The organism is Acinetobacter sp. ANC_7588, from assembly GCF_056783995.1.
In genome coordinates this window covers 48,708-72,214 of record NZ_JBWYIU010000010.1, presented here as the reverse complement: position 1 = coordinate 72,214, position 23,507 = coordinate 48,708, and the positions used below count along the sequence as shown (strand labels likewise).

22 protein-coding genes are annotated in these 23,507 nt (G+C 38.7%); 13 read left to right on the top strand and 9 right to left on the bottom strand.

The genetic code is table 11. From position 1 onward, the window contains the following. Nucleotides 1–288: 288 nt before the first annotated feature. The 4 genes from AC1M9J_RS10565 (at nt 289) to AC1M9J_RS10550 (ending at nt 4,541) form a co-directional block, all read left to right on the top strand. Complete coding sequence (locus AC1M9J_RS10565) at nt 289–801, top strand: DUF1543 domain-containing protein (RefSeq protein WP_481952288.1); 513 nt, start codon at nt 289–291, stop codon at nt 799–801. 230 nt (nt 802–1,031) lie between these two features. Then, complete coding sequence (locus AC1M9J_RS10560) at nt 1,032–2,675, top strand: nitrite/sulfite reductase (protein ID WP_481613337.1); 1,644 nt, start codon at nt 1,032–1,034, stop codon at nt 2,673–2,675. Beyond that, a complete protein-coding gene (locus AC1M9J_RS10555) occupies nt 2,668–3,153 on the top strand; it encodes a DUF934 domain-containing protein (RefSeq protein ID WP_179998966.1) in 486 nt (161 codons plus the stop codon). The genes AC1M9J_RS10560 and AC1M9J_RS10555 overlap by 8 nt, the downstream gene beginning before the upstream one ends. A gap of 401 nt (nt 3,154–3,554) precedes the next feature. After that, entirely contained in the window at nt 3,555–4,541 is a 987-nt protein-coding gene (locus AC1M9J_RS10550) for a diaminopimelate dehydrogenase (protein ID WP_481952287.1), read from the top strand. Between the two features lie 164 nt (nt 4,542–4,705). Here AC1M9J_RS10550 and AC1M9J_RS10545 read toward each other — a convergent pair whose 3' ends face one another. Continuing rightward, the gene (locus AC1M9J_RS10545; protein WP_481952286.1) at nt 4,706–5,881 is read right to left on the bottom strand and encodes a thiolase family protein; all 1,176 of its coding nucleotides are present in this window, start codon (nt 5,879–5,881) and stop codon (nt 4,706–4,708) included. Between the two features lie 101 nt (nt 5,882–5,982). Next, complete coding sequence (locus AC1M9J_RS10540) at nt 5,983–6,513, bottom strand: GspH/FimT family pseudopilin (protein WP_481596049.1); 531 nt, start codon at nt 6,511–6,513, stop codon at nt 5,983–5,985. Between the two features lie 372 nt (nt 6,514–6,885). Here AC1M9J_RS10540 and omp38 point away from each other — a divergent pair, with 372 nt between their 5' ends. After that, on the top strand, nt 6,886–7,935 hold the full coding sequence (gene omp38, locus AC1M9J_RS10535) for an outer membrane protein Omp38 (RefSeq protein ID WP_481596050.1): 1,050 nt from the start codon (nt 6,886–6,888) through the stop codon (nt 7,933–7,935). 109 nt (nt 7,936–8,044) lie between these two features. Next, nucleotides 8,045–8,503 carry an OmpA family protein gene (locus tag AC1M9J_RS10530; protein WP_481593554.1) on the top strand — a complete coding sequence of 153 codons (459 nt, stop codon included), beginning with the start codon at nt 8,045–8,047 and terminating at the stop codon, nt 8,501–8,503. A 54-nt stretch (nt 8,504–8,557) separates the two neighbouring features. Here AC1M9J_RS10530 and AC1M9J_RS10525 read toward each other — a convergent pair whose 3' ends face one another. The 3 genes from AC1M9J_RS10525 to AC1M9J_RS10515 all read right to left on the bottom strand — a co-directional run bounded on the left by AC1M9J_RS10525 (nt 8,558) and on the right by AC1M9J_RS10515 (nt 12,474). Then, a complete protein-coding gene (locus tag AC1M9J_RS10525) occupies nt 8,558–10,012 on the bottom strand; it encodes an amino acid permease (protein WP_481596051.1) in 1,455 nt (484 codons plus the stop codon). Between the two features lie 10 nt (nt 10,013–10,022). Then, complete coding sequence (locus AC1M9J_RS10520; RefSeq protein WP_481952285.1) at nt 10,023–11,048, bottom strand: methyltransferase; 1,026 nt, start codon at nt 11,046–11,048, stop codon at nt 10,023–10,025. A gap of 61 nt (nt 11,049–11,109) precedes the next feature. After that, nucleotides 11,110–12,474, bottom strand: a complete 1,365-nt coding sequence (locus AC1M9J_RS10515) for a uracil-xanthine permease family protein (protein WP_035270592.1) — start codon at nt 12,472–12,474, stop codon at nt 11,110–11,112. 178 nt (nt 12,475–12,652) lie between these two features. Between AC1M9J_RS10515 and typA the strand changes: the two genes are divergently transcribed. Then, a complete protein-coding gene (typA, locus tag AC1M9J_RS10510; protein ID WP_035270590.1) occupies nt 12,653–14,485 on the top strand; it encodes a translational GTPase TypA in 1,833 nt (610 codons plus the stop codon). 232 nt (nt 14,486–14,717) lie between these two features. Next, nucleotides 14,718–15,152 (top strand): large conductance mechanosensitive channel protein MscL, encoded by a 435-nt coding sequence (gene mscL, locus AC1M9J_RS10505; protein ID WP_035270698.1) that lies wholly within the window; start codon nt 14,718–14,720, stop codon nt 15,150–15,152. Between the two features lie 162 nt (nt 15,153–15,314). Here the strand turns inward: mscL and AC1M9J_RS10500 are convergent, their stop codons facing one another. Together AC1M9J_RS10500 and mutM are read right to left on the bottom strand one after the other, a co-directional pair. Further along, nucleotides 15,315–15,599, bottom strand: coding sequence for a peptidylprolyl isomerase (locus tag AC1M9J_RS10500; RefSeq protein WP_180028291.1), 285 nt, complete (start codon nt 15,597–15,599; stop codon nt 15,315–15,317). Further along, on the bottom strand, nt 15,596–16,450 hold the full coding sequence (gene mutM / locus AC1M9J_RS10495; RefSeq protein ID WP_481952284.1) for a bifunctional DNA-formamidopyrimidine glycosylase/DNA-(apurinic or apyrimidinic site) lyase: 855 nt from the start codon (nt 16,448–16,450) through the stop codon (nt 15,596–15,598). Before mutM ends, AC1M9J_RS10500 begins: the two co-directional genes overlap by 4 nt. Before the next feature lie 247 nt (nt 16,451–16,697). Between mutM and AC1M9J_RS10490 the strand changes: the two genes are divergently transcribed. Together AC1M9J_RS10490 and AC1M9J_RS10485 are read left to right on the top strand one after the other, a co-directional pair. Further along, complete coding sequence (locus AC1M9J_RS10490) at nt 16,698–17,816, top strand: NADH:flavin oxidoreductase/NADH oxidase (RefSeq protein ID WP_092767514.1); 1,119 nt, start codon at nt 16,698–16,700, stop codon at nt 17,814–17,816. 97 nt (nt 17,817–17,913) lie between these two features. After that, entirely contained in the window at nt 17,914–18,837 is a 924-nt protein-coding gene (locus AC1M9J_RS10485) for an AEC family transporter (protein WP_481591724.1), read from the top strand. Nucleotides 18,838–18,945: 108 nt separating this feature from the next. Here the strand turns inward: AC1M9J_RS10485 and AC1M9J_RS10480 are convergent, their stop codons facing one another. Further along, nucleotides 18,946–19,746, bottom strand: coding sequence for a tetratricopeptide repeat protein (locus AC1M9J_RS10480; protein WP_092767509.1), 801 nt, complete (start codon nt 19,744–19,746; stop codon nt 18,946–18,948). Between the two features lie 290 nt (nt 19,747–20,036). On the opposite strand from AC1M9J_RS10480, the gene AC1M9J_RS10475 reads away from it, so the two are divergent. The 3 genes from AC1M9J_RS10475 (at nt 20,037) to AC1M9J_RS10465 (ending at nt 22,223) form a co-directional block, all read left to right on the top strand. Then, entirely contained in the window at nt 20,037–20,282 is a 246-nt protein-coding gene (locus AC1M9J_RS10475) for a hypothetical protein (protein WP_092767507.1), read from the top strand. Between the two features lie 168 nt (nt 20,283–20,450). Next, a complete protein-coding gene (locus tag AC1M9J_RS10470) occupies nt 20,451–21,035 on the top strand; it encodes a TetR/AcrR family transcriptional regulator (RefSeq protein WP_481952283.1) in 585 nt (194 codons plus the stop codon). A 6-nt stretch (nt 21,036–21,041) separates the two neighbouring features. After that, nucleotides 21,042–22,223, top strand: coding sequence for an MFS transporter (locus tag AC1M9J_RS10465; RefSeq protein WP_481952282.1), 1,182 nt, complete (start codon nt 21,042–21,044; stop codon nt 22,221–22,223). Between the two features lie 43 nt (nt 22,224–22,266). Here AC1M9J_RS10465 and AC1M9J_RS10460 read toward each other — a convergent pair whose 3' ends face one another. Beyond that, complete coding sequence (locus tag AC1M9J_RS10460) at nt 22,267–23,451, bottom strand: TPM domain-containing protein (RefSeq protein WP_481952281.1); 1,185 nt, start codon at nt 23,449–23,451, stop codon at nt 22,267–22,269. Nucleotides 23,452–23,507: the final 56 nt, after the last annotated feature.

Below are 23,507 nucleotides of genomic sequence, written 5' to 3'. Positions count from 1 at the left end.
TATTTGAGATTCAGATTTGAAGAGCTATTTCATGGACTTACTTTTACGTTACTTTGGAAAAGCCCAAGTAACCGAAGGCTTTCTGTTGAGCAGATATTACATTCTTGTAATACTGCTCAACGGGGGACATCCATGTCGCCACCACGTATCCAATATCGTTGAATTGGTCAGGTTAATCTTTAAACCCTGTATAAAAATCAGTAACACAGCCAATCCATTCTTTTCAGTAGTGGCAAATCCAAATTCAGGTATGATTAATGGTCTTGTCAAAGCCAAAGGAAATCAACCATGCCAAGCCTATTTCTTGTAATGCTCGGTGGTCGTCATGCACGTGCCAATACTGAAGTGCATGATGTGGTTTTGGCTGTTGGGGATTCACTAGAAGAAGTCTATCCTCAACTCAAAAATGCTTGGTTTGGTGAGCAGAAAGGCTTACATATTGATGCTTGGGCGAAGGTAAATGGAGTGGAGTATAATGAGCAGCAATTCCAAATCCATTTTACAGATGCAGCTCCTAATGAAAACGAAATGAAACTCTGGTTGATTAATTTAGGTGGGTACCACGTTAATGAGTTCGGAGAGTTACATCGTTATGTATTAGTACCCGCTTTAAATAGTGCATCGGCTAAAGAACGTGGTAAATCATTCTTTGGAAAAGATTGGCAAAAACAGCATACAGATCGGGTTTTGGACATTGATGATTGTATTGCCATTGATCAAGTTCATGGTCGATATATTCAATTGATCGAGGGTCAATTTAAAGAAGGGTATTGGGAAAATACATACATCACGATCGGATAAGTTTTCATAAAGAACAAATTTACTATCTATATGAATTTATGTGCTAAAAAAAGCCAAATAAAATCTTTATGTGGAATAAGTGCTAGAATCCAGAGCTTGTCAATATATCAGTGATTTGAGTGATTACATATCAATAAAACCGCTATTAAATATGTAAAAAACGCATTTTATTGATAGATGAATAAAAGCTATGCTGTGCTTCGTTAAAATTAAACTACTAGCTGTACGCCATGTATTTATATACTGATTTCGATCAGCAACTGATCAATGAACGTGTTGCACAATTCCGTGATCAAACGGAACGTTATTTAGCTGGAAAGCTTACTGAAGATGAATATCGTCCATTACGTTTACAAAATGGATTATATGTTCAGCGTTATGCGCCGATGCTTCGCGTCGCTGTACCTTATGGTTTGATGAACTCTAAACAGCTTCGTAAAATTGCTGAACTCGCTAAAGCGTATGACCGTGGTTATGCACACGTTTCTACTCGTCAAAACTTTCAATTTAACTGGCCAGCATTAGAAAATGTGCCAGACATGTTGCAAGAGTTGGCATCAGTTCAAATGCATGCGATTCAAACATCTGGTAACTGTATTCGTAATACAACAACAGACCAATATGCAGGTGTCGTTGCTGGTGAAATTGAAGATCCAAGACCGACATGTGAGTTGATTCGTCAGTGGTCAACTTTCCATCCAGAATTTGCATTCTTGCCACGTAAGTTCAAGATCGCAGTTTCTGCACTTGCTGAAATCGACCGTGCTGCAACAGCATTTCATGATATCGGAGTGTATATCGTTCGCAATGAAGCGGGTGAAATGGGCTACAAAATCATGGTTGGCGGTGGTTTAGGTCGTACACCGATCATTGGTGCTGTGATCAAAGAGTGGTTACCACGTGAAGACCTTATTGCTTACTTAGAAGCAGTACTTCGTGTGTATAACTTACACGGTCGTCGTGATAACAAATATAAAGCTCGTATCAAAATCTTGGTTAAAGCTTTAACACCTGAAGTTTTTGCTGAAAAAGTTGAAGCTGAATTTGCACATACGATTAAAACTTTAAAAGTTGATGCAGACACTCTGGCGAAAATGGACCAGAACTTCACACCATTTGCGTACCAAGATTATGCAGATGAAGACTTCTCAGAACTGTTTGCTACACATCCGAAATTCAAACAATGGTTTAACATCAATACCAATGCACACAAAGTGAAAGGTTACCGCATCGTAACAATTTCATTGAAACGTGCAGGCGTTGCACCGGGTGACGTGACCACTGAAGAAATGAACTTGATTGCTGATCTTGCGGATAAGTACACTTTTGGTGAATTGCGTACCACGCATGAGCAAAATATTGCCCTTGTTGATGTACCGCAAAAAGATTTATTTGAGCTTTGGACGATTCTTGAAAAGAATAACCTGGCTCGCGCGCACATTGGTTTCTTAACCGATATTATCTGCTGTCCAGGTGGTGATTTCTGTTCTTTGGCAAATGCGAAATCTATTCCAATTTCTGAAGCAATTTCACGCCGCTTTGATGATTTAGATACGATTTACAACTTAGGTAAATTGGACTTGAATATCTCAGGTTGTATGAATGCCTGTGGTCATCACCATGTGGGTAATATTGGTATTTTAGGTGTCGATAAGAAAGGCGCAGAATTTTACCAAATTACATTGGGTGGTAATGCAGACCATGATGCCTCAATCGGTGACATCTTAGGACCATCATTTGCTGCTGAAAAAGTACCAGATGTGGTGGAAGAAATTTTGAACACTTATCTTGATTTACGTCAAGAAGGTGAAGAGTTCATTGATACTTATCGCCGTGTCGGCATCCAACCATTTAAGGAGCGTGCATATGCTTAATACCGCACTACAAGTGCTCTCTAAAGATGGCACGATTGCAGACAACACCTATCAATTGATCGGTGAAGATGGCGTTTTACCACAAGGTGATGTAGTTCTAAGCGTTGAACAGTTGGATCAAATTGAAAATGTTTCAGGCAAAAAAGCGCTCTACTTAACGGTTGATGCCTCTCCTGAAACCAATGAGTTCCCGCTTGATCAGTTAGATGCAATTTTTATTGAGTTTGCAGGTTTTAACGATGGTCGTGGGTATTCATTTGCCGCATTGTTACGTCGCCAAGGCTTCCAAGGCGAACTTCGTGCAACAGGTGATATATTCAAAGACGTGTTGAACTACATGAAGCGTGCTGGTTTCGATACTTTCGTGATTAAAGAAGGTAAAGACATTGCAGAAGCAGCGGCGGGTTTAAACGACTTTACTCAACCTTACCAAGCGTCGACTGCTGTACCAAAACCAAATTATCAAACGGGTGCTTAATTTTATTAAGTGATAAAAAAGCTGAACTTAGGTTCAGCTTTTTTTATTTGATGGAAACAAGATTTAGGTATTCATAGTTCAGCCTAAGCGCTATTCAAAATGACACATAGAAGGTCAAAGTTTAATCATAAGTCTATTTAGAGCAGAATTTTTTAATTCATTCAGAAATATATAGCGACAAAGCCTTTAGTACAGCGGTTTTTTATATGATTCAATTGATCGATTAACACTGATTTAAATGATAAATTTGCTCCAAAAAAGTGCAGTTTATTGTAGTATGTTAGTATTCATTTGATCATTTTTGGTGCGGGTTTTTCTCCATTCAATCAGACTGTTTTGCGGTATATGTTTAGTACTCAGTCTAGTGATCTTGCCATCATTTAAATAGTGAAGCAGTTGTTATGCAAAATTTGATTCGTATTGGTATTGTTGGTTATGGCAACCTCGGTCGTGGCGTTGAAACGTCAATTCAAAAGAACCCAGATTTAGAGCTTGTGGGAATTTTTACACGCCGTGCACCTGAATCAGTGTCTCCTTGCTTTAGTGACACGAAAGTTTTTCATATGGATGACTTAAATGACCTTCAAGACAAAATTGATGTGTTGATCTTATGTGGTGGATCTAAAGATGATCTTCCAAAACAAACACCAGAATTGGCAAGTAAATTCAACACAGTAGATAGTTTTGATACGCATGCACGTATTCCTGAGTTTTTTGAAGCAGTGAATGAGCCTGCACTTGCTAACAAAAAAACGGCAATGATTTCGATTGGATGGGATCCAGGCATGTTCTCAATTAATCGTCTATTTGGTGAGGCATTATTACCAGATGGTGAAACCTATACTTTCTGGGGTAAGGGTTTGAGTCAAGGTCACTCAGATGCGATTCGCCGTGTGGCGGGTGTTAAAGCAGGTGTTCAATATACTATTCCATCACAAGATGCGATTGATAAAGTTCGTAGTGGTTCACGTCCTGTATTAACCACTAAAGAAAAGCATACTCGTGAATGTTATGTTGTGCTTGAAAATGGTGCTGACGCTGAAGCCGTAAAGCAGGCGATTGTGACCATGCCAGACTATTTTGTAGAGTACAACACGACTGTGAACTTCATTGATGAAGAAACGCTTCGTAACGAGCATAATCGTATGCCCCACGGTGGATTTGTCATTCGCAGTGGTAATAGTAGTGCAGAGCAGACTCAAGTAATGGAGTTTTCGTTGAAATTAGATAGCAATCCTGAGTTTACTGCAAGTGTACTTGTGGCTTATGCACGTGCATGCTACCGCATTAATCAAATGGGTCAATATGGCGCGAAAACTGCATTTGACGTTGCACCAGGCTTATTGTCAATGAAATCTCCAGAGCAACTACGTAAAGAAATTCTTTAAGTCTAATAATTCAAAGCTATGCTTTGAATTGAGATTATAAAAAAGCCTCTAGCTAAGTAGAGGCTTTTTTATTTACCCTCCTTTAGTCAAGAAGGGTTTAGGGGAGGATTGATCATTTAAATCTCCCTCAAGCCCCTCTTTGAAAAATAGGGGCTTTAGACGCTTTAGATTAACTCAATCGCCACTGCAGTTGCTTCGCCACCACCGATACAAAGCGCAGCAATACCACGTTGACCACCTGTGCGTTTAAGTGCATGGATTAACGTTAAAATAATCCGTGAACCTGTAGATCCTACTGGATGTCCTAGAGCACATGCTCCGCCGTTGATATTTACTTTTTCAGGGTCGAGTTTGAACTCATCAATAGGACACATTGTGACCATTGCAAAAGCTTCGTTGATTTCCCAAAGGTCGACTTCTGCGACATTCCAACCTGTTTTATCGAGAACCTTTTGGATTGCACCGACTGGTGCAATCGTAAACTCAGAGGGATGTTGTGAATTAGAGGCATATGCCACAATTTTGGCTAAAGGATTTAAACCCTTTGTATGTGCTTGTTCAGATGAACTGATAACCAAGGCTGAAGCACCATCAGAGATCGAGCTGGCATTGGCAGCAGTGATCGTACCATCTTTAGCAAAAGCTGGGCGAAGTGTTGGTATTTTATCGATGTTTGCGTTAAAAGGTTGCTCATCTTTATCTACAACGACATCTCCTTTACGATTTGACACAGTAACAGGGACGATTTCATCGTTGAAGTAGCCTTCAGTAATCGCAGTTTGAGCACGCTTTAATGAACGTATTGCAAAGTCATCCATTTGCTCACGGGTATAGCCTTTAGTGTTGGCCATATCTTGAGCAAATGAGCCCATCAAACGACCAGTTTCAGCATCTTCTAAACCATCGAAGAACATATGATCTTTAATTTCACCATGACCCATGCGGTAACCACCACGTGCTTTAGGTAAGACGTAAGGAGCGTTGGTCATAGACTCCATACCGCCTGCAACCACAAAATTTGCTGAACCAGCTTTAATCATATCAGCTGCTTGCATCACAGCTTTCATGCCTGACCCACATAATTTATTGATTGTCACTGCACCTGTCGAGTCAGGTAGTCCAGCTTTGCGCATGGCTTGGCGAGCAGGGCCTTGTTTTAAACCTGCAGGCAAAACGCAACCCATAATGACTTCTTCAATGTCTGCTGGCTGCAAACCCGAGCGTGAGATAGCCTCTTTAATGGTCACTGCACCCAGTTCTGGTGCAGTCACACTTGATAAACTTCCCTGAAAGCCGCCCATTGCCGTACGTGCACCATTAAGGATGACGATATCAGTCATTATTCTCTCCAATTTATTTAGCTTTGTTTTACAGCTTGAGTATATGTAATATCAGGCCAATTAATATTGGCTATAGTGTGTAAAATGTGACTGATAAGTTGTCATTCACATGTCTTAGTTTCTTCAAGACGAGTCTGTCCCATCATTGAAAGTCTAACGATTAGATTTGATTTATTTGAATGTGCACAGTATTTAAAATGTCCCATTGATCCACGTGGTAAACCAGAGTCTGGTTGGAAGGTGATCGTATTCTTGCTGGTAACACCACCTTTCCAACTGAAATCACCATATTGGTAATCTGTCGAAGTTGCTTGAATAAGCTTTTCGTGAGGATCGAATTGTTGATTGTGATTCTGATCTAGAAAGATGATAAACCCTTTATGCCATTGACTGTTCTTACACGATTTTAAATCTTGAGAAGCACAGATAATCACAGGGCTTCGGTAACTTACAGCATTGGCTTTAGCTTGGCTGATGGCTTGCCGTACCGTGCTAAGAATTTGCGCCCTTTCTTGATTTTCACGAAATTCATGATAATGAGGGAGTGCTATCATCACAAGAATACTAATAATGACGATCGTGAAAATGAGTTCTAAAAGGGTAAAAGCAAGAGATTTACAATAGGAATACATTTTAAAGCTTCTAGTATTTGTTAATTATTTGAATTTATAGATAATCTTGGTGAAGTTATATTATAAGCTGAAGTGCTAAAAAATGATTACTATCACCTTTGAATGCTGTTAATATACCAAAAATGAAAAGATAAGTTATTCATGCGGATAAATTGAGTAAAAAATTACCGAATTACAACGGAAATTGTAAGTAATTTTGTCAATAATTTACTTGATTAAAGTAATCAAACACTTGGAATTCACTTTAAGTGTTTGTATGATTCAACATGAGTAGCTTAAAAAAAATACTGGGGTATAAAAAAGCCTATCTCAGGAAGCCATAATTATTTTAGGCTGAGCTTGAAAAACAATTGTTATCTCTGGAGGATATCCATGAAATTGAGTCGTATCGCACTTGCTATGCTTGTTGCTGCTCCATTCGCTGCTGCTAATGCTGGTGTAACTGTTACTCCACTATTAGTGGGTTACACATTCCAAGACACTCAACACAACAACGGTGCTGCTGATCACTTATCTGACAGCATTATCGAATTACAAGACGATTTATTCGTTGGTGCTGCGTTAGGTATTGAACTTACTCCATGGTTGGGTTTTGAAGCTGAATATAACCAAGTAAAAGGTGATATCGAAGGCACAATTACTGGTAATGATGTTGGCGAGTACAAGCAAACTCAAATCAATGGTAACTTCTATGTTACTTCTGATTTAATCACTAAGAACTATGACAGCAAAATTAAGCCATACGTTCTTTTGGGTGCTGGTCACTACAAATATGAATACGATGGTGTAAATCTTAAAGATGACGAAGGTACTTTAGGTAATGCAGGTGTAGGTGCTTTCTGGCGCTTAAATGATGCTCTATCTCTTCGTACAGAAGCTCGTGCAACTTATAACATCGACGAAGATTTCTGGAACTACACAGCACTTGCTGGTCTTAACGTAGTTTTAGGCGGTCACTTGAAGCCTGCTGCTGAAGTAGTAGAAGTTGCTCCAGTTCAACCAGCTCCAGCTCCAGTTCAACCAGCTCCACAAGAGTTGACTGAAGATCTTAACATGGAACTTCGCGTATTCTTCGATACGAACAAGTCTAACATCAAAGATCAGTACAAGCCTGAAATTGCTAAAGTAGCTGAAAAATTAAACGAATATCCAAATGCAACTGCTCGTATTGAAGGTCACACTGATAATACTGGTCCACGTGCGTTGAACGAACGTTTATCTTTAGCTCGTGCTAACTCTGTGAAATCTGCTCTTGTAAGCGAATACAACATTGACGCTTCTCGTTTAGCGACTCAAGGTTTCGCTTGGGATCAACCAATTGCTGACAACGCAACTAAAGAAGGTCGTGCGATGAACCGTCGTGTATTCGCTACGATTTCTGGTAGCCGTACAGTAGTTGCTCAACCTCAAGCAGCACAATAATCTTTAATTGATTATTAAGAACAGCTCTTCGGAGCTGTTTTTTTTAACTCTTTTTTAAATAATGTGATATATTTCACAAAATATAATGAACAACACAATGAGAATAAAGATGAAATATAGTTTAATAGCAAGCTTATGCATTGCTTTAACTTTGACGGCTTGCACAACGACAAAGATGCAATCAACTACTGGTGTACAAGACTTGGATCAAAAGATATTAAATGAATTAAAACAAGGTTTACCGCTCTACTTTAATCACAATTCCCGTCAAATTGATGTTCGATATCAACCTTATTTAACAGTAGCTTCAAAAGTATTGGCGCAGAATAAAAGTTTTATACTTCAAGTGGATGGACATACAGATAATCGAGGGTCAGTATCAGCGAATCAAAAAGTATCTCTTGAGCGAGCAAATGCTGTGCGTAATGAATTGGTGATGCAATATAATGTTGATCCTAAACAGATTTCGACACAAGGCTATGGCCCAAATCAGCCAATTGCGGATAACACGACAGAAGAGGGTCGAGCATTGAATCGTCGAGTGAATTTAACCTTAAAAATACAATAAGATCATAATCTAACAATAAAAAAACAGCTCAATTTGAGCTGTTTTTTTATTTTATTAGTCTTGATCGACTTGAATTGGTTTTACATCCATATCTTGATATTGAATCAACTTGGTTTTGTACTTGAACTTATAAACTAGCCATATTGCTAAGAATAAGAAGATCCCAATATATGTGGAGACTACTGCGATCCACTCCCCATCAAGTACGGCTTGATAATTTTGACCTAACACAACGATTGCACACAAAATAAAAGCGAACCACGGTGCAAAAGGGAAAAATTTTGCACGATATGCTAAATCTTCTAACTTATATCCTTGAGCCAAATAGCCTTTCCTGAATCGGTAATGAGAGATTGCGATACCGAGCCATACGATAAAGCCACACATACCAGACATATTCAGAAGCCAATTAAATACTTCCTCTTCACCAATAAATGTCGTCAAGAAGCATAGTGCTGCGATTGCTGTCGTAGCATAAAGTGCATTCATTGGTACACCGCGACCATCAAGTTTGGAGAAAACTTTGGGTGCACTTCCATTTTTTGCCATATCAAACAGCATTCGTGTGGAAGAGTACATTCCTGAATTTCCGGCAGAAAGGATAGCCGTAAGAATGACCGCATTCATGACACTTGCAGCGAAAGCAAAGCCTGCTTGTTCATAGAGTAAAGTAAAAGGTGATAATGCAATATTCTCATCTGAAGCAGCTTGCATTAGACGAGGATCATCATACGCAATCAATGTACCGATAATAAAAATACATACGATATAGAATAAGAGAATACGCCAGAAGATCTGTTTAATCGCAATAGGAATGGTTTTCTTCGGATCTTTCGACTCACCAGCGGCAACACCAACCATTTCAGTACCTTGAAATGAGAATCCTGCGATCATCGCAACACCAATTAATGCCGACAAACCACCTACAAATGGCGCTTCTCCCTTTGACCAATTTGCGAAAGTTGTAACATTGGGTGTCATCATGATTTTGGCAATCATGAAAATTCCAATGATGATAAATGCAATGATGGCAAGAACTTTAATGAGTGAGAAAAAGAACTCAGACTCACCAAAACCTTTGACTGTTAAGGCATTAATACCAAAAACGATAGCAAGGAAAATGGCACTCCAATAGAAACCTGGGATATCAGGAAACCAAAATTTCATGATGAATTGAACTGCAACAAGTTCAAATGCGACGGTTATCGCCCAGTTGTACCAATAGTTCCAGCCTAGTGCGAATCCAAATCCACCTTCGACATATTTGGTGCCATAGGTGAAGAAAGCACCTGATGTTGGATTATGTGTTGCGAGTTCGCCTAAGCTGGTCATGAGGAAGTAAATCATTACGCCAATTAAACAATAGGCAAGTAATGCACCACCAGGGCCAGCATTGGCAATTGTTGCACCCGAAGCTAGGAATAGTCCTGTACCGATAGAACCACCAATGGCGATCATATTAAGATGGCGTGCTCCAAGCTTTCGCTTAAGTTGACCGGTTTCGCTCATCGAAAGTTCCTTATGATTTCTTTTGAGTACTTGCAAACAGTACTTTAAAGCCTTGTTGATCAGTCAAAGTTTCACATTGACCAAAATTTTGCTCAATGAGAGTTGGGTAGTTTAAAAAACGATTTGCCACGATCCAAAGTTCACCACCAGATTTTAGATGGCGACGTGATGTCTTACAAAGATTCTCACTCGCATTGTAATCAGTGTATATACCCTGATGGAAAGGAGGGTTACTGACGATGGCATGTAAAAATAGTGGCGCATCTTCAATGCCAGTCACAGCTTTGATTTCGAGCTGTTCTGGTGACAAATTATTTTTTTCAAATGTTAGGCGGGTGGAGGCGAGCGCAAAAGCATCCACATCAAGCGCAAAAATACGATTTTTGGGATTCAATTTGGCTAAATATGCACTGATAATGCCAGCACCACAACCGAAGTCAGCGATTTTACCTGAACTCACTCGATTGAGGTAGGGGAGAAATACAGCTGTACCAATATCAAGTTTATTTTGACTAAATACACCAGGTAAAGCATAAATCTGTAATTCGCCATTCGGTGTTTGAATTGTATATTGTTGAGCCCAATTTTCTAAAGCTCGAGGCGTAGGAGTCTGATCGATAATTAATTGCCACATTTGACAATGACGAGCGCTGTCTAGTTTGACACATTTGCCAAATGGAGCGAGTTGTTTTGCTGCTCGTTCAACGCCACCTTTCTTTTCACCTACAAGAAAAATTGATGCACCAAGACCGAGTTTTAGTACCACACTGTGTAGTAAGTAATTCAAAAGTTCTTTGGCTTTAGGTACAAAAATAATGACTTGATCATATTCTGCTTCAGGGATATCCGTCCCAAAATTAACAGGAATATTTTGATTTTGGAAAAATAGAAAGTCGTTATAGTTCCATGTCCATACTGAAGCCTGAATGTTTTTATCGAGCTGAGTAGTTAAGTCATCAGTTGGTGCATTGACTAATAATATTCGACCTTTCAGAAAGTTATGTTGACGAATAACAACTTCACTTTGAGGAACCATATATTTCTCCACAGAATAAAAGAGCCCAGACAATGCTGGGCAGTCTTTGATTCAATCTAAATTATTTCTTTGCTTCAGGTAGAACGAAGTTCAAGATCAAGGCTGCAATGCCGCCAGTTGCTACACCAGAGCTAAATATATTACGAATGAGTTCAGGCATATGTTCAAGAATCTGTGGAACTTGAGCAACACCTAAACCAAGAGCAAGTGAAATTGCAATAATAAGCAATGCACGGCGGTCAAGCTGAATACCAGAAAGGATATTAATCCCTGATGCTGCAACAGCCCCAAACATCACCATGACAGCGCCCCCCAGTACAGCTTGAGGAACAGCTTGGATGATGGCAGCCACTGCTGGTAGTAAACCCAAAATAACTAATAGAGCGGCGATCCATATACCCACATGGCGACTAGCAACACCAGTTAATTGGATTACTCCGTTGTTTTGAGCAAAAACAGAACTCGGGAAAGTATTAAATAAGCCTGCGAGTAAGGAGTTTGCACCGTTGACGAGTACACCACCTTTAATACGCTCCATCCATTTCGGACCATCAACAGGCTGATTAGACAATTTAGAGGTCGCGGTGATATCACCAATCGCTTCTAATGAAGTAACCAGATAAATAAATGCCATTGGTATAAATAAACTCCAAGAGAAGTCTAAGCCAAAGTGCATTGGTGTAGGGATTTGAACCAAAGGTGCATTTTCTAAGCCAGAAAAATCTAAATGGCCCATGAAGCCTGCTAACGCATAACCTACGATCAGTGCAATTAATATCGCACTACTCTTGACCCATGTAACATTTAAGCGGTTTAAGAGAATGATTAATGCCAAAACAGTACAAGACATAATGAGATTGTCTGTATTGGCAAAAGTATTATTCCCCATCGCTTGGTAACCACCACCCATTGAGATTAAACCTTCTTTAATCAAGGTTAAGCCAATGAGAAGTACAACAATACCAGTCACAAGTGGAGTAATGAGTTTTTTCACCCATGGTAATATGCGTGAAACGCCCATTTCAATGAATGAGCCTGCAATCACGACACCAAAAATTGAACCCATAACAGTTTCAACTGGAGTTCCTGCGGCAACCATTGCTGAGCCAATCCCAATAATAGGACCGATAAAGTTAAAACTTGTACCTTGAACAATCAGTAAGCCTGCACCGAAAGGACCAACCTTTTTACTTTGTAAGAATGTCGCAATACCTGAAATCACCAATGACATGGAGAGGATCATGTTTGTATCTTCTTTAGAAACACCTAAAGCCAAACAGATCAATAGACCAGGAGTAACAATCGGAACAATAATGGCAAGTAAATGCTGAATGGCAGCAAGAAAAGCGATGAACGGTTTTGGTTTATCGTCTAAACCATAAACAAGATCGAGTTTCGGTTCTTGAGATTGGTCGGGAGCAGACATGGTCTATACCATCTAGATTAAGCGAAAGTGCCGACATTCTAATCGAGTTACATGGGTTTACAAAACCGAAACATAACCATTCGTCAAAAAAAAATGAAATTGTAAAGAAACAGTCACTATAAAAGTTTAGGATTTTTCTGTATAATTTGCCCTCAAATTTAAAGCGTATCGAATTTACATGTCAGATATTAAAACTCTCCGTAATATTGCCATCATCGCACACGTCGACCATGGTAAAACGACTCTTGTCGACAAACTTTTACAACAATCAGGTGCTTTGGGTGAACGCGCGGGTGAGATCGAGCGTGTCATGGATTCAGGCGCTATTGAAAGTGAACGTGGTATTACCATTCTTGCAAAAAATACTGCAATCAAATGGTTAGATAAACGTACTGATACTGAATACCGTATCAACATCGTGGATACCCCGGGACACGCCGACTTCGGTGGTGAAGTTGAACGTGTAATGTCGATGGTTGACTGTGTACTTCTTTTGGTAGACTCACAAGAAGGTCCAATGCCACAAACTCGTTTCGTAACGCAAAAAGCGTTCGCACGTGGTTTGAAACCAATCGTAATTATCAACAAAGTTGACAAGCCTAATGCGCGTCCTGACTGGGTAATCGATCAAGTATTCGATTTATTCGATAACCTTGGTGGTACTGACGAACAGTTAGACTTCCCTGTGGTTTATGCTTCTGGTCTTCGTGGTGTAGCAGGTCCTTCACCAGAAGAACTGGCTGAAGACATGACTCCGTTGTTCCAAACAATCGTAGACATCGTTGAGCCGCCAGCAGTGGATGTTGATGGTCCATTCCAAATGCAAGTGTCTTCACTTGACTATAACAGCTTCGTTGGTGTTATTGGTGTTGGTCGTATCCAACGTGGTTCAGTGAAATTGAACACACCTGTAACGGTAATCGACAAAGATGGTAAAACACGTAACGGTCGTATCTTAAAAATCATGGGTTACCATGGTTTAGAGCGTATCGACGTTGAATCTGCTTCTGCAGGTGACATCGTATGTGTAACAGGTATGGACGAACTTCATATCTCTGACACGATTTGTGATCCTAAACATGTTGAAGCATTGCCACCGCTTTCTGTAGATGAGCCTACAGTATCGATGACATTCCAAGTTAACAACTCACCATTCGCCGGTAAAGAAGGTAAGTTTGTGACCTCACGTAACATCCGTGAACGTCTTGACCGCGAATTGATTCACAACGTAGCACTTCGTGTAGAAGATACTGACAGTCCTGACCGTTTTAAAGTGTCGGGCCGTGGTGAACTTCACCTTTCGGTATTGATCGAAAACATGCGTCGTGAAGGCTTCGAGATGGGTGTATCTCGTCCGCAAGTAATCTTGAAAGAGATTGACGGCGAAATGCAAGAGCCATACGAAAACGTAACATTTGACGTAGAAGAACAGCATCAAGGTGCTGTGATGGAACAAATGGGTAACCGTAAAGGTGAAATGACCAATATGGAAGTCGACGGTAAAGGTCGTATTCGTATTGAAGCAACTGTACCTTCACGTGGCTTGATTGGTTTCCGTTCAGAATTCATGACCATGACTTCAGGTACTGGTATCATGACCTCAAGTTTCTCGCACTATGGACCAATGAAACAAGGTTCTGTTGCAAAACGTCAAAACGGTGTGTTGATTTCTATGGTTCAAGGTACATGCTTGGGCTATGCATTGTTCAGTTTACAAGACCGTGGTCGTCTATTCGCTAAACCTCAGTTAGAAGTTTACGAAGGTATGATCATTGGTATTAACTCTCGTTCTGACGATATGGTTGTAAACCCAACTAAAGCGAAACAATTAACAAACGTTCGTGCATCAGGTACTGATGATGCATTAACACTTGTTCCTGCGATTGAGTATACGTTAGAACAAGCACTTGAATTTATTCAAGATGATGAGCTTGTTGAAGTTACACCTAAATCAATTCGTATTCGTAAGCGTTGGTTGACTGAAAACGAACGTAAACGTAATAAATCTTAATTGATTTAAATAAAAAACCGCTCAAAAGAGCGGTTTTTTTATATCTTGATTACAGCATTTAAGAGATGAAATAAAAGTTGTTGAATTGTTGTAGTTGATCTGGACAAGATCTTGTTTATTTAAACAGAGATACTTATGATTTTGGTGGAAAACCAACGAGTTTGGACGGAAATATCATTAAGAATAATGTATATTATGTCACATTAATGCATAGAAAAATTTTGGAGAAAAAATGAGCATTATTAAAGAGTTTAAAGAATTTGCCGTGAAAGGCAATGTAATGGATCTGGCGGTCGGTGTGATCATTGGTGGGGCGTTTGGTAAAATCATTGATTCAATGGTGAAAGATGTCATCATGCCAATTATCAGTTGGATCTTAGGCGGTGATGTAGATTATTCAAACTGGTTTGTTGTATTGGGCGATAATCCAAATAACCTTACAACGCTTGCTGCCGCTCAAGAAGCGGGTTTAAATGTTTTGGCTTACGGTAATTTCTTGACGATTCTCATCAACTTTATCCTGCTTGCATGGGTGGTATTCTGGTTAGTGAAATTGATGAATAAAATGCGTCGTAAGCAAGAGGAGGAAGCTCCAGCACCTGAAGCTACTCCAGAAGATATCGAATTACTTCGTGAAATTCGTGACGAATTAAAACGTAAAGGTTAATGCTTTTACAATGAAAACGGCGCTAAATGCGCCGTTTTTTATATCTCATCATTTTTTTTAAATCCCCCTTTGTCAAAGGGAGGCTGGGAGGTATTGATTCTTAGCTCTCCCTTGCGAAGCGATGGTTCTCATCTCCTAAAAGGAGAGGAAAATCCAAGAAGTTTAAAAATCCATACGAAATTTAATTTCGAGTAAATGCCAGCCGAATTGACTCTTAATTGGTCCATGTAATTCACGTTCAGCCAAACTAAAAACTGCCTTATCGATAGGACCAACCAATTGTCCTTTCTTAACCTCACCTAATTCCCCTCCTTTTTTTCCTGAGGGACAAGTTGAGTGTTGCTTAGCAATTTTAGCAAAATCAGCACCGTCTTTAAGCTTTTGTTTAAGTTGGATACACAGGTCTTTATCTTTGACTAAAATATGCCGAACAATTGCTGATTTCATTTGGATTTTACCTTTGATACAGGATTCTTTGAGGCTTGAGGTCGCTTAAGCGGTTGACACTCAGGGCAAAAGACAGAAGCACGTTGCCCGAGTTTAATATTTTCTAAAGTTGTTTCACAGTTGATGCACATTTCACCAGCGCGCCCATAAGCCAATAGCGTTTGTTGAAAGTAGCCATTTTCGCCCATGGCATTGGTGTAATCACGTAAAGTAGATCCGCCTAAATCAATTGCTTGTTTAAGGATTCGTTTTATTTCAATGACAAATTTTTCAATTTGTGGCCGTGTAAGACTAGAAGCGGGTTGTGCAGGATGAATGCCCAAATTAAACAGACTTTCAGTTGCGTAAATATTTCCAACACCCACAACAATGTGGTTATCCATAATTGCAACTTTGACTGCAACACTCTTATTTTTAAATTTCTGCTCTAGATAGTCAGTATTAAAAGATTCACTTAAAGGTTCAGGTCCAAGCGTATCTAAAAGTTTGGATTGAGCATGATCATCTAGCCATAAAATGCAACCAAAACGACGAGGATCGTGGTAGCGTAATTGGATATCATCGAATTGTATGATGAAATGATCATGCTTTCTCAATGCATCACGTGAATCACTCAAACGAAAGCTGCCTGACATTCCCAAGTGCCATAACATGGTCGCATTTTCAAATTGTGCCAAAATATATTTGGATCGACGTGTTAGCCCTATCAGTCGTTGACCGACCAATTGATTTACATCATTTGGTATAGGCCATCTCAGACTTGAATTATTGACTTGAACAGAAAGTACTTTTTGATTCAGCAAAGGGAGCAAGCTGGTTTTCGTGGTTTCAACTTCAGGTAATTCAGGCATGGAAACTCTGTTAAATGGGCGAGTAGAAAAATATTGGGTTAAATGAGGATATTGCAAGCAGCATCGAGTGAACTACAAGATATTACGCTTGAACAGAATATGATACACAATCCATCTAGTGCCTTCATGGTTAAGTTTTAAAATGTTTTTTAAAGCATTCAATGATGAAATGAACTTAGATGATTTATCGCGTAAATGCGTTGTACACTGCTACAAATAAATCAATTTAAAATCAGGGAGATTCAGTGTGGCAAAATTATTTGAGCCAATTCAATTCGGAAATTTATCACTCAAAAATAGAATTATTATTGCTCCCATGTGTCAGTATTCTGCGAATGAAGCAGGGGAGCATAGTTTTTGGCATGAACAACAATGGGCGAGTTATGCATTGTCGGGTGCTGGATTATATATTATTGAAGCAACTGCGGTACAAGCTGTAGGTCGTATCAGTTTTGCAGATTTAGGGTTGTGGAATGATTTACAACGTGCACAATTAAAAGCATTGATTGATAAGGTAAAATCGATTGCTCCAACGCCAATCGCCATTCAGTTAGCGCACGCGGGACGTAAAGCTTCAACTGATAAACCATGGTTGGGACGTGGTCAATTCTCATCGAATCATGAACATGGCTGGCAAACGGTATCTGCAAGTGATTTACCATTTAATCCAGATGATCAGGCTCCTCATGAATTAAGTATCGAGGAAATCAAAAAAATTATCGATGACTTTGCAACTGCAGCAGTCAGATCTGTAGATGCAGGTTTTGATCTCATCGAAGTCCACGCGGCTCATGGTTATCTATTACATCAATTTATGTCCCCTTTATCTAATCGAAGAACAGATGAATATGGTGGAAGTTTTGAGAATCGCATTCGTCTAACTTTAGAGGTTTTTCAGGCGATCAAAAATGCTGTTCCAGACAACTATCCAATCGGTGTTCGTTTGTCTGCAACAGACTGGATGGAGCAAGAAAAGGCATGGAATATTGATGACTCAATTGGGTTATCAAAGGCATTAGAAAAACTTGGTGCAGTTTATATCCATGCATCATCAGGGGGATTACATATCGATCAAAATATTCAGATTGGTCCTAATTACCAAGTTCCATTTGCGGAAGCAATCAAGAAACACGTAGACATTCCAGTGATTGCTGTTGGGCTGATCACTGAACCTCAACAGGCGGAAGATGTCTTACAACAAGGCAAAGCTGATGCAATCGGGCTCGCAAGGGCAATACTATTTAATCCAAGATGGCCATGGCATGCTGCTGCTCAATTAAAAGCAGAGGTTGAAATTAGTCCGCAATATTTACGATGCCAACCGCATGATGTGAAATCATTATTTAAGCCATATGCTGATAGATAAAATAGGCATAAAGGTATACTTAAAAAGTCATCCTGGGTAATTACGGCTGTTGTATGATAATTTGACTAACTCATACAATAGCTAGGGATGCTAAGTCATGGTTTTATCGGTCATTATTCCGATTTTTTTACTGCTTTTTTCGGGATATGCCTCGGTTAAACTGAATTTACTTAGCAAGGAACAAGTCTCTATTGTTGGTACATTCGTCATTCGAGTCGCTTTACCTGCTCTATTTTTACAAGCGCTTTCATCAAAAGATCTTGATGCGATATGGCAACCTGAACTTTTCTACAGTTATATTGTGGTGACTGCCTTTGTATTTGCAATCGCTTTATGGATTTTGGTAAAGCATTTTAAAAACAATTTAAGTGATGCTGCCATTCTCTCAATTGGAGCGTCAATGTCTAATACTGGACTACTTGGTACGGCCATTTTAAGTCTATTGATTGGTCATATCGCGCTTGCCTTTACTTCTTTAATCGTAATTATCGAAAGTGTTTTTCTTGTTCCAGCAGCTTTATTTATTGCGGGATTGCAAGCTCAAAATCAGCAAGCACTACTCAATACATTAAAAAATAACTTTATAATCCTATGTAAAAATCCATTGTTTATTGGTGTGGTAATCGGAATTGTGTGCGCGGTTTTTCAGGTTAAACTGCCGCATTATATAGATCAAGTTTTCTTAATGATTGGTCAGACGGCATCTCCTTTGGCGTTATTTGTGATTGGCGGAAGCATCGCAGGTTTAACCCTAAAATATGTCAATCAGCAGAGTCTTTATATTGTTCTATCGTCCAACTTTATTTTTCCAATACTCATGTATTTGACTCTACGATTTATTGCTCAAGCACCAATGGATATCGTGTATGTAGGGACATTGATTGCAGCTTTACCTACACCTGCATTATTTGGAATGTTGGGACAAGCATATGGGCTCAATGATCGTGCAATTACACCTTTATTGATGAGTACAGTCATTGGATTTATTGTGACTGCTGGATTAATTATTTTATGGTGGTAATTGAGTAAAACCTAAAATGTAATCATAAATATCCTTTTCATATAAGAAAACCCTATCTCGTGATAGGGTTTTTGTATTTGAGCAGCGGTTTAAAATTTAAATTAATGCTTATGATTTAGCTTTCGTATTTGCTGCAGGTTTTTTTGCATTCTCAGCAATCAGTTTGTTCACGATCGCTAGATTTTCTTTGGCTTGAGGAATATTTTCATCTGCTAAAGCACTAAATATTTTTTTTGCCTCAGGTAGGTTTTGCGGAACGATATTTCCGTTTACGAACATGTTACCAATGGCCATAAGCGCAGGGATGTATCCTTTTTTACCTAAATCTTGAATGCTCGCTAAACCTTTTTTCACAGGCGCTTCAGTTTTGGTTTTGAAGCCTAATGAAATATCGTATAAAGCACGAGCATGAATGGCTGGATAACTTCCTTTCTTAATTAAAGGATCAAGTTTTTGCAAAGCGAGCTTATCAGATTGTTCTTTACCTTCAGAGAACAGTAGAACAGCAGATTCAACAATCGCATCTTCAAAACCTTGAGCTGCAGCTTTATCTAAGTATTCACGAGATTTTTTTTCATTTTTGGTCAGCCCCAAGCCGCCAGTGGCATAGTTTTGCGCCAATACATAATTGGCTAAAGGATAGCCTGCAGTGCCAGCTTGTTCATAAAGTTGTACTGCTTTTTTGTTGTCTTGTTTGGTTCCTTGACCAGCTTGAGTGAGATATGCCAAGTTATAAGTCGCTTGAGGATTCCCTGCTTTTGATAAGCGTTCAAGTTCTTGGTAGGCCGCATTGTAATTCTTTGCTTGAATCAGTTCCTGTACTTTGCTGAATGCAGGATCGACTGGTGCGGCAGCGAAGCTAAATGAGGTGGCAACAGCGAGTAAAGCACCACATAATATTTTTTTCATAATTGTTTTATACCTATCTTAAAAGCAACCCTATTTATTTGATGTTAATAGAGTTTTACACCATTTCATCATAGTCCGAATTATGTGAATGTAAATATAGAATATGTATACATCCTTCAAATTTAGCTTCGCTTTGTGAATAAAGTGTGTGTATTGCAGTATAAGCATATAAACGACACTGGATTTATGTTGTTCAGCCTTGAATATATGGATTTAACCAAAATTTTAATCCACTAGTAGTTCTTCGATGGTTTTGCTTAAATACGCATTGTGCAATGAGGTGTTCAACGATGTTTATAAAAGGCATTAAACGTAATTACGATAAAGTTTTTCAAGATGATTCAATCCCAGATGAACAAAAGATAGATGCGCTCTTATTGAAACTTGGCGAGCAGTATTTGGTGAGTCAGGAGAATCGAGTGTATGTATTCCAAAAAGGTGATTTAACCGTAAAGTTTGATGCTAAACACGCGAGAGCATTTCATTTTAAAGATTATGTGGTGAAGGATATGAATAAATTATTTCATGGCTTTTAGAAAAAAACCTCCTAGCGATATAGGAGGTTTTTTATGAGTCATCTCTCAATCGATTGACAGTTAAAATCTATTCCATCTAACGCCTTGGTCTTATTTTCATATCTTTATCAATAAAAAAACTCTATTATAAAACGATACGAAACGTATCGTTTTATTTGTGAGGATTTCATGACAGTCGATGACAAAAGTGCACGACGCCGATCATGTATTTTAGCTTCAGTCAAACAGGCTTTGAATGAAGTGGAATATCTCCAACTGACAGTAGAAGACATAGCTTCACGTGCTGGGGTGGGAAAGTCGACTATTTATCGATGGTGGTCACATAAATCTGAATTGGTTCTAGACACGTTTAAGGAGCTCACACTCTCAATTTTTGAGTTTGAGCCAGAACTCGACCTTGAACAAAATCTTAATCAACAATTGCTTCGTTTGGCTAAGGCTTTAGATCATCCAGTGGGACGTGCGATGTTGGTGGTTATGGCGAATCATCGTGAATTGGCTGCAACATTCTTCAAGCAATATTTGTTACCTAAACGAGTTCAACTGCATCAACTGATCCAACAGGCGATTGAGGTGGGGGAGCTGATAGAACATGATCACTATGATTTGGTACTTGATCGACTGTATGGTCCTATTCATTACCAAATTATTTTCTTTAATCATTTGCCTGATGAGCACTATATCCGTCAATTGGTCAAACTGAGTTTAGATCCATTACGCCCTCAAGCCCAAACATTAATGCGACAAGAGTAGATTTTCATGAGTGTAACCACCGAGCGACTTTGGAATCGTTCATTTATCTTGTGTGTATTAAATAATTTATTTGTTTTTATTTACTACTTTGCCATGTTGGCTGTCCTTCCGATTTACATTGTGAAGGACTTAGCGGGATCAGTTGAAGAAGCAGGATTAGCGTTAACGCTTTTTCTCGCCTCATCAATAGCAGTACGACCATTTTCAGGTATGATCATTCAAAAAATGGGTAAGCGACTCACTATGCGTGGATCGAGCACGTTTTTTGCGGTCTTTGCATTTGCTTATTTATTCATTGATAACATGTGGTCATTGTTGCTTATACGATTTTTACATGGGATATGGTTTAGTGTGTTGACCACTGTGGCTGTTCCAGTCGCGAATGACTTCATTCCTGAGCATCGTAAAGGTGAAGGCATGGGTTATTATGTGATGTCCACTAACCTAGGTGTGGTATTTGGACCGTTAATTGCGCTTACCATGATTCAATTTTATAGCTTCCAAATTTTATTCGGTGCTCTCGCGGTGCTCATCAGTTTAGGTCTAATTTTTAGCTGGCTATTAAATATTCCAGCGAATCAGATACCTCAGCAACATAAAATGAATAAAAAAGGTTTTAAGCTAGACGATTTTCTTGAGCCTAAAGTTTTTGCTGTAAGTGGTGTTGCTTTACTTACAGCTTTTGCTTACTCGAGTATTACCAGTTTTATTACGGTTTATAGTGAGAGCAAACAACTGCTGGCGTACACCAGTGTATTTTTTATATTGTTTGCGGCGTCGATGTTAATTGTAAGACCTTGGGTCGGTAAAATTTATGACCGTCAAGGTCCGAGTGCTGTTATTGTTCCTTCTTTTATATTTTTTGCGATTGGGCTTATGGTCGTAACATTGGTCAATGATCAATGGATGTTGTGGTTATCTGCAATTTTTATTGGAATTGGATATGGTTCAGTATTTCCTTGTTTGCAAACGCTCACCATTCAAACCGTAGATAAGCATCGGATGGGGCATGCAATATCAACATTCTTTATTTGTTTTGATATTGGTCTAGCGATTGGTTCAGTTGTGATGGGATTAGTTATCGCACAATGGAGCTTTGAATTTATGTACTGGTGTTGTGCGGTATTGGTAATATTAAACCTGATTATTTACCGGAAATATGTTCCAAATCCTCAGCCTAATAGTTAATAAAAAACCTCCTAAATGGAGGTTTTTTTGAATAAATGTAAATTTACCATGAGCCAGAAGCACCACCACCGCCTGAGCTACCGCCTGAATCTCGTGATGAAGATGAGTTGGTACTAGATGAAGAACTATGGCTTGAAGAAGAGCTTGATGAATCCGATGAGTTATTGGTATTAGTCGTGGATTCCTCACTCTTAAACCAGTCAGCATAGAACCTTGGATAGAGGGATTTATTTTGTCTCACAATCAAAATTGTTAGAAGCCACAAGAAGAACAATGGCACACTTAAGTAAAAAAATACAACAAAGACAGATCCGATTGATAACTTATCCACCTTTTTTGCAAAAGTCGCAGCGAAAGCAAAACAAATAGCCAATAATAGAATTTTTTCTTTAATTGAAATAATTTTCCACTTACTGTGTAGGTCATATTTATGGTGAATATACGATAATGTCACCAACAGTAAGAGCGTACTGAAGAAAAGAACGAGAATATTTAATGCAGTTAAAAACCAACAAATTAATAAATGGATGGGCAAAATACCGATCAAAAGTTTTTTATAACCCTTAAAATATTCTTTACCTCTTAATAGATAGTCATAAATAGGTGATAAATAAATGATTAACATAGCACACACTAAAAAATTCCATAGCGCAAAAATCCAGTAATTAGTCACGAATTTAGAAGGTTTACCCACATTGATTATATTGTTTTCTGTTTTCGAATCGACTAAGGGCTCAAATTCAATTTTATTTGATGATGAATTTTCTAAGGATAAATTGGCTATAAGTTTTCTTTGAAGATGTGAAAATCCACTAAAATAATTATGATTTTTAAAGTTAGGTGCTAACGTATTTCTAATTAGGTGTGCTGCCTCTATATCAGTGAAGTCACCCTCTAAACCATAACCAACTTCGAAGCGCATTTTACGATCGTCTTTTGCAACTAAGAGTAATAAACCATTATCGAGTTTTTCGTTGCCAATTTTAAGTGTATTAAAAACATCCAGTGCATATTGCTCAATAGATTCACCATTAGTGTTTGGAATCATTAGAATTTTAAAATCTACATTACTTTCTTGATAAAGCTGTTCATTTTGCTCTATAAGTTCAATGATTTCAGATGTAATCAGCGTATTTGTTGTATCTTCCACATTTTCTTTTTTAAGCTGCTCTAATAATCGAGCATCAATTCCAGCATAGTTTAGTGTTGGGGCAATTAGACTAAGCACACAAATAAAAAAATAAAAATGTTAAAGCGTAAAGGAAAAGAGTAATACATTATTTG

Bases quoted from the DNA above. Each gene is read 5' to 3' on its own strand.
- AC1M9J_RS10540 (WP_481596049.1), bottom strand. From the start codon at position 6,513: ATGTATTCCTATTGTAAATCTCTTGCTTTTACCCTTTTAGAACTCATT.
- AC1M9J_RS10555 (WP_179998966.1), top strand. From the start codon at position 2,668: ATGCTTAATACCGCACTACAAGTGCTCTCTAAAGATGGCACGATTGCA.
- AC1M9J_RS10545 (WP_481952286.1), bottom strand. From the start codon at position 5,881: ATGACTGATATCGTCATCCTTAATGGTGCACGTACGGCAATGGGCGGC.
- mutM (WP_481952284.1), bottom strand. From the start codon at position 16,450: ATGCCTGAATTACCTGAAGTTGAAACCACGAAAACCAGCTTGCTCCCT.
- AC1M9J_RS10530 (WP_481593554.1), top strand. From the start codon at position 8,045: ATGAAATATAGTTTAATAGCAAGCTTATGCATTGCTTTAACTTTGACG.
- AC1M9J_RS10485 (WP_481591724.1), top strand. From the start codon at position 17,914: ATGGTTTTATCGGTCATTATTCCGATTTTTTTACTGCTTTTTTCGGGA.
- AC1M9J_RS10560 (WP_481613337.1), top strand. From the start codon at position 1,032: ATGTATTTATATACTGATTTCGATCAGCAACTGATCAATGAACGTGTT.
- omp38 (WP_481596050.1), top strand. From the start codon at position 6,886: ATGAAATTGAGTCGTATCGCACTTGCTATGCTTGTTGCTGCTCCATTC.
- AC1M9J_RS10565 (WP_481952288.1), top strand. From the start codon at position 289: ATGCCAAGCCTATTTCTTGTAATGCTCGGTGGTCGTCATGCACGTGCC.
- AC1M9J_RS10520 (WP_481952285.1), bottom strand. From the start codon at position 11,048: ATGGTTCCTCAAAGTGAAGTTGTTATTCGTCAACATAACTTTCTGAAA.
- AC1M9J_RS10500 (WP_180028291.1), bottom strand. From the start codon at position 15,599: ATGAAATCAGCAATTGTTCGGCATATTTTAGTCAAAGATAAAGACCTG.
- AC1M9J_RS10515 (WP_035270592.1), bottom strand. From the start codon at position 12,474: ATGTCTGCTCCCGACCAATCTCAAGAACCGAAACTCGATCTTGTTTAT.
- mscL (WP_035270698.1), top strand. From the start codon at position 14,718: ATGAGCATTATTAAAGAGTTTAAAGAATTTGCCGTGAAAGGCAATGTA.
- AC1M9J_RS10480 (WP_092767509.1), bottom strand. From the start codon at position 19,746: ATGAAAAAAATATTATGTGGTGCTTTACTCGCTGTTGCCACCTCATTT.
- AC1M9J_RS10470 (WP_481952283.1), top strand. From the start codon at position 20,451: ATGACAGTCGATGACAAAAGTGCACGACGCCGATCATGTATTTTAGCT.
- AC1M9J_RS10475 (WP_092767507.1), top strand. From the start codon at position 20,037: ATGTTTATAAAAGGCATTAAACGTAATTACGATAAAGTTTTTCAAGAT.
- AC1M9J_RS10550 (WP_481952287.1), top strand. From the start codon at position 3,555: ATGCAAAATTTGATTCGTATTGGTATTGTTGGTTATGGCAACCTCGGT.
- typA (WP_035270590.1), top strand. From the start codon at position 12,653: ATGTCAGATATTAAAACTCTCCGTAATATTGCCATCATCGCACACGTC.
- AC1M9J_RS10525 (WP_481596051.1), bottom strand. From the start codon at position 10,012: ATGAGCGAAACCGGTCAACTTAAGCGAAAGCTTGGAGCACGCCATCTT.
- AC1M9J_RS10465 (WP_481952282.1), top strand. From the start codon at position 21,042: ATGAGTGTAACCACCGAGCGACTTTGGAATCGTTCATTTATCTTGTGT.